The sequence below is a fragment of the Paenarthrobacter sp. NPDC057355 genome (assembly GCF_042667405.1).
GTDB lineage: Bacteria > Actinomycetota > Actinomycetes > Actinomycetales > Micrococcaceae > Arthrobacter.
Genome location: NZ_JBHVAL010000036.1, coordinates 1 through 9,851, shown reverse-complemented (window position 1 = coordinate 9,851; position 9,851 = coordinate 1). Strand labels below are relative to the sequence as shown.

Annotated in this window: 8 protein-coding genes and 1 pseudogene; 6 read left to right on the top strand and 3 right to left on the bottom strand. The window is 59.7% G+C overall.

Going from position 1 to position 9,851, the window contains the following annotated elements:
• Positions 1–402: 402 nt before the first annotated feature.
• Positions 403–975, bottom strand: a complete 573-nt coding sequence (locus ACFUOZ_RS21095; RefSeq protein ID WP_377551928.1) for a recombinase family protein — start codon at positions 973–975, stop codon at positions 403–405.
• Positions 976–1,224: 249 nt separating this feature from the next.
• Between ACFUOZ_RS21095 and ACFUOZ_RS21090 the strand changes: the two genes are divergently transcribed.
• The 6 genes from ACFUOZ_RS21090 (at position 1,225) to ACFUOZ_RS21065 (ending at position 6,863) form a co-directional block, all read left to right on the top strand.
• A complete protein-coding gene (locus ACFUOZ_RS21090; protein WP_377551926.1) occupies positions 1,225–2,127 on the top strand; it encodes an Abi family protein in 903 nt (300 codons plus the stop codon).
• 358 nt (positions 2,128–2,485) lie between these two features.
• Positions 2,486–3,169, top strand: coding sequence for a response regulator (locus tag ACFUOZ_RS21085; protein WP_377551923.1), 684 nt, complete (start codon positions 2,486–2,488; stop codon positions 3,167–3,169).
• A gap of 1,525 nt (positions 3,170–4,694) precedes the next feature.
• A complete protein-coding gene (locus ACFUOZ_RS21080) occupies positions 4,695–4,916 on the top strand; it encodes a hypothetical protein (RefSeq protein ID WP_377551921.1) in 222 nt (73 codons plus the stop codon).
• Between the two features lie 343 nt (positions 4,917–5,259).
• The gene (locus tag ACFUOZ_RS21075) at positions 5,260–6,102 is read left to right on the top strand and encodes a class E sortase (RefSeq protein WP_377551919.1); all 843 of its coding nucleotides are present in this window, start codon (positions 5,260–5,262) and stop codon (positions 6,100–6,102) included.
• Positions 6,103–6,105: 3 nt separating this feature from the next.
• Positions 6,106–6,294: a hypothetical protein gene (locus tag ACFUOZ_RS21070; RefSeq protein ID WP_377551916.1), complete on the top strand. Its 189-nt coding sequence runs from the start codon at positions 6,106–6,108 to the stop codon at positions 6,292–6,294.
• The gene (locus ACFUOZ_RS21065; protein ID WP_377551913.1) at positions 6,291–6,863 is read left to right on the top strand and encodes a DUF6993 domain-containing protein; all 573 of its coding nucleotides are present in this window, start codon (positions 6,291–6,293) and stop codon (positions 6,861–6,863) included. Before ACFUOZ_RS21070 ends, ACFUOZ_RS21065 begins: the two co-directional genes overlap by 4 nt.
• Before the next feature lie 167 nt (positions 6,864–7,030).
• Here the strand turns inward: ACFUOZ_RS21065 and ACFUOZ_RS21060 are convergent, their stop codons facing one another.
• The gene (locus ACFUOZ_RS21060) at positions 7,031–7,411 is read right to left on the bottom strand and encodes an STAS/SEC14 domain-containing protein (RefSeq protein WP_377551910.1); all 381 of its coding nucleotides are present in this window, start codon (positions 7,409–7,411) and stop codon (positions 7,031–7,033) included.
• Between the two features lie 1,158 nt (positions 7,412–8,569).
• Positions 8,570–9,186: pseudogene (locus tag ACFUOZ_RS21055) on the bottom strand (recombinase family protein).
• Positions 9,187–9,851 lie beyond the last annotated feature (665 nt).

Here is a 9,851-nt window from a genome sequence, read left to right as displayed (position 1 = left end):
GCATCAAGGGCTGGTGATGCTTCCCCTACGGAAGTGCCTGTCGCAGGGAAATACGTACCGGCCTGAAATTCGTGACGGAAGACCCAGCCAGTGACATACTCACACACGCGCAGTCCGGCCATCACTTGCTCAAGAGCCTCCAAACCCGTCAGGGTTCAAACCGCACGGCAGGGCCAGGAAAGAACTCAACTCGATACGCACGCTCACAGACGAACAAAGAACCCCCTACCCCGCACACGCTTGCCGGCACCAAAGAAGCCTTCAGGACTGTTCGGAGGCCAGAGAGCCAACGGGCTTGGAGGGGCCCATACGGGTGTTTCGTCCCAGCCAGGGGCAACGACCCATGAACCCCAACAAATACGACCACCAGCTCCGTCCCGGCCACCGCACTGACGTGTTCCCTCACGCTTGGGTGATGCGCCGTTGAAGCTCCCGGTACACCGTGGTCCGGGACACCCCGAACAACTCCCCCAACTCAGCTTGGCTATGCTCCCCCGCGTCGCAAAGTTTCAGAAGATGCTTGCGCTGCGAATCTGAGAGTTTTGGTTGTTTGCCTCTCAACCGGCCCCTGGCCCTCGCGATGGCCATCCCCTCCCGGGTACGCATACGGATCAGATCAGCCTCAAACTCAGCAACCATCCCCAAAACATTGAACAACAACCGACCCACCGCATCCGTGGGATCATACGTGCTTCCCCCCAAACTCAGCACCACTCCCTTGACAGTCAGTTCGTCCGCAATGTCCCTGGCATCACCAAGGGACCGGGCCAGACGGTCGAGCTTGGTCACCACAAGAATGTCCCCCGCCCGGCACGCGGCCATCGCCTCACGCAAACCCGGGCGGGCCCGGTTCGCCCCCGTCAGACCATGATCAACATAGATCCGCCCCTCCCCCACCCCCAAGGCAAGCAGCGCGTCCCGTTGAGCTGTGAGGTCCTGATCATTCGTCGAGACCCGGGCATAACCGATTTTCATTCCAGTCACACCCACATTGTTGCAGTAATCCCCCCATCACCGCGCATCCCACCGTGCGGGTCTTACGCACATGCTCCCGACCAGCACCTGAGCGGAAGTGACTAAGCAGCCTGGGACGCACGATGAAGGACCGGTTTACGGGCATGGATCAGTTTGCGCCTTGCCGCCGGAAGGCATATGCTTGAGTCAACATTCGGACCCATCCGGCAATAGCCGGGTGGGTTCTTCGTTTCTTCGGGGGTTATCAATTTGAAGAATTGGATCGATCTCAACGGCCAAGTGCAAAAGCATGTGGATCGCGGGCTCGATCTGGGCGACATCGCCAGGAGCAAGTTCGCCATGTTTCTATACTCGAGCAACTACTACCGGGTGAGCGGCTATGGACGCTGCTTCTACCAAACCGGTACAGACAGGTACGCGGCCGGGACGACCGCGGCACAGCTCATATCTGTCTATGACCTCGACCGGGTTCTTCGCCACCGCGTACTTGATGGAATCGGAGTGTTTGAACCAACCGTACGCAGCCGAGTGGCGTACCACTTGGCGAAGGTCATTGGTGCCGGAGACGCGTATCTCAAAGAAGATCTCTACCTTCCAGCGGGTCCGGAGCCGGATACCTCTGATGTGGGGGCATGGAAGCGTTGGCAAGCAGAACTGAAAAACCGCGACAAGGTGCTTAAGAGCTTCCAGGAGATCCAAACGCGTGACGAAATCTTCATCAGGCACCATGTTGACAAAGGCGATCCTGTTCCATTCTGGGCAGCTATCGAGGTTGTCTCGCTCGGCACCTTCTCAAGGTTCCTTAGGGCGCTGCGCGACAAAAGCGTCCTCGAACCAGTTACTAAATCGCTCCTACTTGAGGACGAGCCGAAGCTGCTTCAGGCAGTTCAGAACCTCACCTTCCTGAGAAACATCGCAGCGCATCATGGACGGCTTTGGAACCGACGATTTGACGGTTATGTCACTCTCCCAGCGATCGCGCTCAACTTGAAGAGACGATACCTAGCAGCGAACACTCCCGCAGCCGCGTTCACGCTGCTAGCTGGTTTGGTGGACCAAATCGAGGCAAGCACTGAATACTCGACGGCGTTGCTTGACCTAGTTCATTCGGAGTCGGCGTTGGCAGACGGCTACTACATTCCTATCCTCTGAGCTCTCTATGGAGGAATTATCGGCTGTCTCGGACTGAAGACGACGGAGGACCAGCCAGCAACACTACCTCCGGACTCTAGAACTCGATCAGCAGAGAGCCTTCGGCTAAAGCACGCAGCGCGAATCGACTAACGGGCGGTCGCAGGCGGGCATTTATGCAAAGGGTTGTGCGAGTTTGATGAGGCTGCAGCTCCTTACCCGACCACGCGACACTGTTGCACCTTCGGCCTGCACCCCATTGGTCCTGATGGGCTTCGTCCCTGTGGGCGCGGTCGGTGTTCGCATTCCCGTATCGGGCAAGTGCCCCCAAAGAATGGTTACAGTGCCGGTACGCGACGGTGGGAGAAAGGCCGGGGATGTGAGGACCAGAACATGGCGAGCTACGTGGCGGCCCTACACGGTTTCACCGCCAACTCTTGATGTGGACATCGCTGAGGACCACGCGGTCCTGCTGGAAAGCATGGCCGTGTGGCTGGAGCAGCATACCGACGAGATCCGGGTGGTCGGCAGGTATGCATCGTGGGCTGAGGTCGTACCCCGCCTGAGTGACCTCTCCGATGTTGTGATCCTCGATGTGCTGCTTGGGGACAGCATTCCTTTACCCGCAAAAATCCGGGCGATCATATCAGCGGGACCGCACGTAGTGGTCTGCAGTTCCGTGACCGAACCGGCCATGATCCGGCAAGCCTACGCCGCCGGAGCTCTGGCCTATGTCCCCAAAACCTCCCCCGCCGTGACCCTCGAGACCGCAATCCGTTCCGCCGCCGACGGAGAAAAATACATACCCGAAGACATCACCGGCTTCGTCTCCGTCGACGCCCAGGCGCCGCAACTGACCGCGCGGGAACACGAGGTGGTCTCGATCTATCTTCACGGGCAAGGCCACACCATGGCCGACACCGCCCAAACGTTGGGGATCAGCGTCAACGCCGTGAAAAAGCACCTACTGTCCGTCCGCCGGAAATACCAGGACGACGACCGACCCTTAAGCCGCCTGGCGCTACGGCAACGCCTGGTCGCCGGTGGCTGGCTCCCCGACTAAACATTCAGCAACCGAGACAACGTGAAACCTTTCCACCACAGCACCGGCACCGCTCCCCCGCCCCTATACGCCCCACATGCTCAGGTGCGCATTGATATCCGTTCAGGCGACAAAAAAGAAGAGCACCCACAGTGGTGGCCCCGCCGATGGCAGGGCGAGGCCACCTGTGTCCGCTACACGGCCAGTGCTCAGCGGACACGAGAGGGGGTTTGCCGGATCCCTGCCAGCAAACCCCTGACGAAACAAAAGCGCCCCGTTCATGGATGTCGAAAGGATCGCTCTGCATCGCTACCCCATAAGAACGACCAAGCCCCCCCCGATCATGACGCCGAGAAACCTGAACGAACCGGCGGAAGGGTCACGTTGAAGCCGGATTCGAGGGCACAAGCAACGACTCCAGCTCCAACTGCGCACCCAGTGACGGCAAATTCATCGCCATCTTCCTAAAGCCCGTGATCACCTGGCCGGTAGGACACGACTTCACCGACAAAAACCCCCTCACCACCGTCTACGACAGCCAACGCACACTCATCTGACCAACACGGATCCGGGCGTCGATTGTCTGGTTAGGCTGCGGACGCAGAAGAAGGGAACTGCCAGCTAGGCTGGAATCATCAGGCATACGCCTGCCGTGCCGTTAAAGAACTAAGAACCCGATTGCCCTCGGGTTCTTGTTCTGAGCGGTTCGCTCATTGGTGCGGTTAGAGGGTCATAGCCTCTGAGTCCACACTATGAGTGTGTGGCCCTACACGCGTGGGGCGCAACGTTGTTGTGCCCATATTCGCGTGCGTGCCGTGCCCGGGTCCAAACGGAAACGTGAAGAACCATGGGGCGTCTGAAACCTGGTGGTCAACATCATCCGGCTAGCCGTTGATGTCATCCGCCTGTTCTGGCACAACAACCCATAAATGGGAGCGGTGGCCACCAACCCAGTAATGGTGGCCACCGTCAAGACATCCCGCGGGAGGGCGGCATGGTCTCGCCCCTAGGATGTCTCACGTTAGGCTTCCTGATACTGGCGTGTCATCAGTCGCGCTAACGATGCAGCCGACACGCTGGTGACGATCCAGCGGTTAAGTAGAATTTGGGGTTGCGTAGGCATCCCAGCGAGTTGCCTGATGATCCTCAACGTTGATTGCACAGCCCGCCGATTACCGTGTCTGGACATCACGGGTTCGGCGGGCTTTGCTGTTTTGGATGCTGACGGTTCTTTCTGGGGGAGCAATCGAAAGGAGCTCTTCGGTGCCGTCTCTCTAATGCTGCCCAGCGAACATTCGAAAGTGGTGGCGCTAGCGTCCTTCTTAGCGATCATTCCGCGGGGCAAGACCAGGCAAGAAGGACGGCCCTACGGGCGGACAGGCAGTTCGATTGTCACCGTTTCCCGCCGCAGGAATCCCAAGGTTCCCGCAAGGCAGACCGGCGCTGCGATAGCGTGTCCCTCAGCGGCGCAGGGATAAATCGCGGCGTTCGTGCAGCCGCAAACCCGGCTGCGCTGGTTTCAGGTATCGATGAAAAGGACACATAAATGGCTGTTTCGATTGAATTGGGCAAGGCACTGGACAAGGCCTACGAGAACTCAACGCTGAACGAGGTCCTATCCGCCCCGCCCTCGGCTCTTGCCGGCCTGACCGAAAAGCACGACGAACTACTTGCCGGCATGGGCATCAAAACCATCCAGGACCTGGGCAGCAACAAGTACTTCGCTACGGCAGGTGTCCTGGTCGCACTCTCCGGCAAGGTCGGATAGCAGCTCTGGACTGCTAGCACGGCTAACGGGAAAAGGTCCGGACCGGCACGCCAGGTCGGACCTTTTCCCTTCTAAGCTGGACCTGACCCATGGCAAGCGCAGGAACCGTATCAAGTCCAGGAGAACGTGTGTTACTAGATGCGCAGTGAACTCGTTGCCGAGCTTGCAGTGGAACGCACCGCCCGCAGCGCGCACGGTCCGGAACCCGAGTACCGGCGAGGCCATGCAGGTCAAAGTAGGCACGGCGTCAAACCCACTACCGGTTCCACGCTCAAAGCTGCTGACACTCACAAAAACTAGGGGTCAACACTGTTCAGGATGTCGATGGTTAAGGTGGATGTTAATGGTTGACGCTGAGAACGTACCCGAATGGCATCCACCCCTTCCCGTCAATCCGTCGAGGGCACAGCATCGGGGCACGCACCGCCAACGTGGTGGCGGCCCGTCTGCTGGTGTTCGGATCTTTCGGAGAGTTACCCAGGTCTTCGGTGAGGTTCTCATCACTGCCGGGGTTGTACTGCTGCTGTTTGTGGGCTGGGAGCTGTGGTGGACCAACGTAGAATCCGACACGAAACAAGCCGAGGCTATCAAGGAATTCGCGCAGGACTTTGACGGGCCACTACAACCAGTGCCCCCGGCGGCTACCGGACCGGTGGACTACGGCACCCCGGCGGTTTCCGCAACTCCGGGCCGTGGTGGGACTATCGGGATCATGTATATCCCCCGTTTCGGGGAAAACTATTGGCGCCCCATTGTCCAGGGCACCACCACTGATGTACTCGACACCCTCGGCCTAGGTCATTACGAAAAGACTGCCATGCCTGGCGCCTTGGGCAACTTCGCCGTAGCCGGTCACCGACAGACCCACGGCGCCGTTCTCGACAACATCCACACCCTCGTCCCAGGCGACAAACTCTACGTACAAACCAAGAACGGCTACTACGTGTACGTGTTCCGGAACAACCAAATCGTCCTGCCCTCCAAAACCGACGTGCTGCTGCCCGTGCCGACCGAACCCAATGCCACACCTACGGAGAGTATCCTCACCATGACCAGCTGCAACCCCCGATTCGGCGCCCAAGAGCGGATCATCGCCTACTCGGTCCTGGACCACTGGCAACCAGTAGCCGCCGGGCCGCCGGCCGAAATCGCCGCGCAGGTCGCCGCCGCCCATGGGCAGGAGTAGACCATGTACGGGTGGATGTTCCGACTTCTCCCTGGACCCTTGTGGTTCCGGGTCCTCCTCACGCTGGCGCTGATCGCAGGCGTTTTGGTCTTGATGGTCCAATTCCTGTTTCCCTGGATGTCGCAGTTCACCGGATTCACGGATTCAACCATCGGCTTCACCGGGGCAACACCAATAGCAGTCCAGTCATGACTGCCCGCATACGCTCTGCCCGGGAGTTCAACCAACACGTGTGCCGGGCGTGGCAAAATTACCCGATGAACAGCAACCGGACGCTACAGGAACCAGCCGGACCCCACCTAGTATCCGGAAGCCTGCATGCACGGCTGCTCACCGCCGCCCTGCTACTGAGCGTGCTTGTCACCGGCTGCTCCGCCCCCGAGCTCAGACACATGGGCGGGCCGTCCAGTCTTCAGCACGTCGAATCCCCAGTCACCAGCTTCTCCGCAGCAACAGCATCGAAATCGGAAACCACCGAGCTTACAAAAACAATGGAATCCGTCCTAACGAGGCTAACCTCAGACGCCTCGAAACCGGCTCAGGAACAGATCCGAAACCAGCTGGTTGCCGCGGGCATCCCTGCCTCAACACTGGAAGTATCCGCAAGCCGGACACCGACAGGCCTGGACGTCGACGCCATCGAAGCAGCCGCCCAAAGCGGCCATAGCTGCATCATCGGTCAAATCCGGAGCCAAGCGGTCACGATAGTCACACTGCCGGTACTGTCGACCGGAAAATGCCTCATAGGGGACGCGCGCTAGCTGTATGCAAGAGGCACCTCATCATCCCCTGGCCTGCACGATGCGGGCGGCGTTGGGGAAAGAACGGCGGTGTTCCCTGCCCCCCGTCGCTCGCGGATGCCTTATAGTGCCATGGCTTGTTCGTTCATCTCCCGGACACAGCATAGATCGCTGCCCCTTCAACAAAGTCACGGTGACGGGGTCTGCAAAAGCCAATGCATCGCCTCAGCGTGTGATGCAAAGAATCGCGTGGGGCAAGGAAGAGTACGTCGTGACATGGCAAAGTTCGCGATGACCCGATTGACTGGGTCTGATCCAAGCAAGGCGATCCGCGAGGCAGCACACTTGGTACTGAAAACGGATTTGGCCTGCCGGGTGATCGACCGGGTATTGGTGATGTCGATCAGCATCGGGTACTCAGCGCCGTCGGCCAGATCATTGATTCGCCGTATTGCCGCGTGCACGTCCTCAGGGACCAGCTCGGTCCCTGGCTTCCACACCAGATGGAAGAATCCCCCGTCATCGAGCTCAACTGTGCCCTTACCGCCATCAACAGTGACCGGTTCCATTCACGCCCCCACAGCATCGAGTGGACCTAAGACTAGCTGCACGGTACGGATTATGCAGCAACCTTACAGTCAGCCCCTGCCGTGCACGGTCCAGGCGGACGGCGGGGGGGAACGCAGAAGACCGATACCAGATCTGAACTAGCACCGGCCCTTCCCTGCTTTCCTCAACAGAGGAAATCTCTCACGCAGGCCCACAACCTACCGCGGGCCCACACCCAAACCGTGCTGGGCGTTCTTCCACCAAAAGGTCAGGGGGTATTTCCCAGCCCGGGCGATTTGCCACGTGCCCCCCCTTTTTGGGGCGCAGGTCGCGTGGCGGCCCCAAGCTCGGCCACGCGACACGACGGCACCATGAGCACGTCCGCCGCCGCTGCGCGCCGGGGTCTCAATGGGGGCTGAGATATTCAACGGCACGCACTGCTGACCCGAGGCGCGTCTTGGCGTGTGTTCCTGCAGCACGGGACTAATCCATGCCGCCGCCAACCCGCTCCCGGGCACCTACATAACCAGCTCAAACCCCAAACGTGACACACAGTAGGTGGCCCGACCGAGCCACGGTCACCTTCGAAGACAGCCGGAATCACCCAAGATCACAGGAACGCCGAAAATCCTCAAACCCCGCGTCAGGCTTGCCGGTACCACGGAGCATTCGGGACTACTCGGAGTCACTGGCGTAATAGGGTCTGAACGGGCCATACGGGTGTTTCGTCCCAGCCAGGAGCAAATCCATCCAGCTCCTTGATACGCTCCGGAAACTGCTCCCGATATCGAGGGCGACGATACGAAGCGACGAAGCCTGCCAAGCCCCGCTCAGCCCCGTTGTTGGACAACCGGTAAGGCGGGCGCTGGTGGACCTTCATCCACTGGACCAGTTCATCCCGACGAGCCCTCCACGCACGCTCCAGCCGGAAGGCGTTACCGTCCAGCCACCCAGGACAAGCCCTGTCCAGAAGCATGGACACCTCAGACTCCAGCTTTCCCTGACGCTTCAGCAAGCGCACACGCGCCAGGGCCTTATGCGCTTCGGCTTCCAAAGAACCTGGCGCTCTCTTCGCCATGGGCAAAGTCCCGTGACCGTCAACGAACGCGATCACCAATTCCGCTCGTTCCGTCAGGCTGAGACGTTCCCCGATCACAGTTTCCACCAATTGGGAGCGGTCATGGGTGAAGGTCTTTGGGCGCAGACAACACAGTGTCCCGTTCCGCCGCTTGCAGGTGCCGGTACAAGGTCGCGCGACTCCAACCGACCAAACGGGCCGCTTCTGCAGCTGTTGTGCCGCTGGCGCGGACCTCGTTTACGATCTCCAGCTTCCCTGCGATCACTGAAGGCTCCGCCACCGGCCGCCCGAACCTCACACCACCGGCCTTCGCCGCGGCGATCCCTGCCGTGACACGTTCACTGATCAGCTCACGCTCGTAATCGGCCAACGTAGCCAACATGTTCAGCATCAACCTTCCGGTGCTCGTTGCAGGGTCAATGCCATCAGAGACCGAGCGCGGCGCCACTCCCCCTGCCCTGGAGCAAATTCACAGCGTTCAACACATCGATCAAAGACCTGCCCAGTCGGTCCACCCGCCAGACCACCACCGTGTCTCCCGCCTGCGCATACGCAAGCAGCTTCTTCATTCCCGGACGGCTGAACCGCGGACCTGGTCCCCGACGTCACATCCGAGAACACATCCCGCGCCGGCACCCCCACCGACAGAAGCGAATCCAACTGCAACTGCGCATCCTGACCGGACGTGCTCACCCTCGTAAACCCAAGTAACCTCATCCCTACATGATGTCTCGAAAAGGCCAAAAACCACCGCAACTGAGACACATGGCAACGAGGCGAGTTATCAAGACACTCAAATCCCCCGGAATTCCGGAGCCGGACCTCTTCGCACTTCGACGGCATCGAGCGTCTTGAAAACCTTTAGTTTTGTGAGACAAGTGCTGGAAGCCGAGTATGCCGCCCTTGTGGGCGGGGCCGTCGTCCATGGGTCATCCTCCATAGCATGACCGCGCGCGATGGCCAGGGTTATTGCGTAGCTCGCTAATAGCTCAGGGTAGCCTTGATCTTCCGGTTACCCTTGATTCACCAGGTAAGAGCCTGGGGTGCCGTTAACGAACTAAGAACCCGATTGCGACTCGGGTTCTTGTTCTGAGCGGTTCGCTCATTGGTGCGGTAAGAGGGCCGTAGAACCTCAAACGCCACACTTTGAGTGTATGGCCCTACGCGCGTGGGGCGCAACGTTGTTGTGCCCACAAACGCGCGCGTGCCGTGCCATGTTCCTTCGGGAGGAGGTGGCCGGCATGGAATCCAAGCGGAAACGTGAAGAACCATGGGGCGTCTGGAACCTGGTGGTCAACATCATCCGACTGATATGTAGGTTCTGGTGTCAAGAGGCATGGATGAGCGGCTCCTGGGTTTGTTCCGGGGGCCGCTCATCTTGT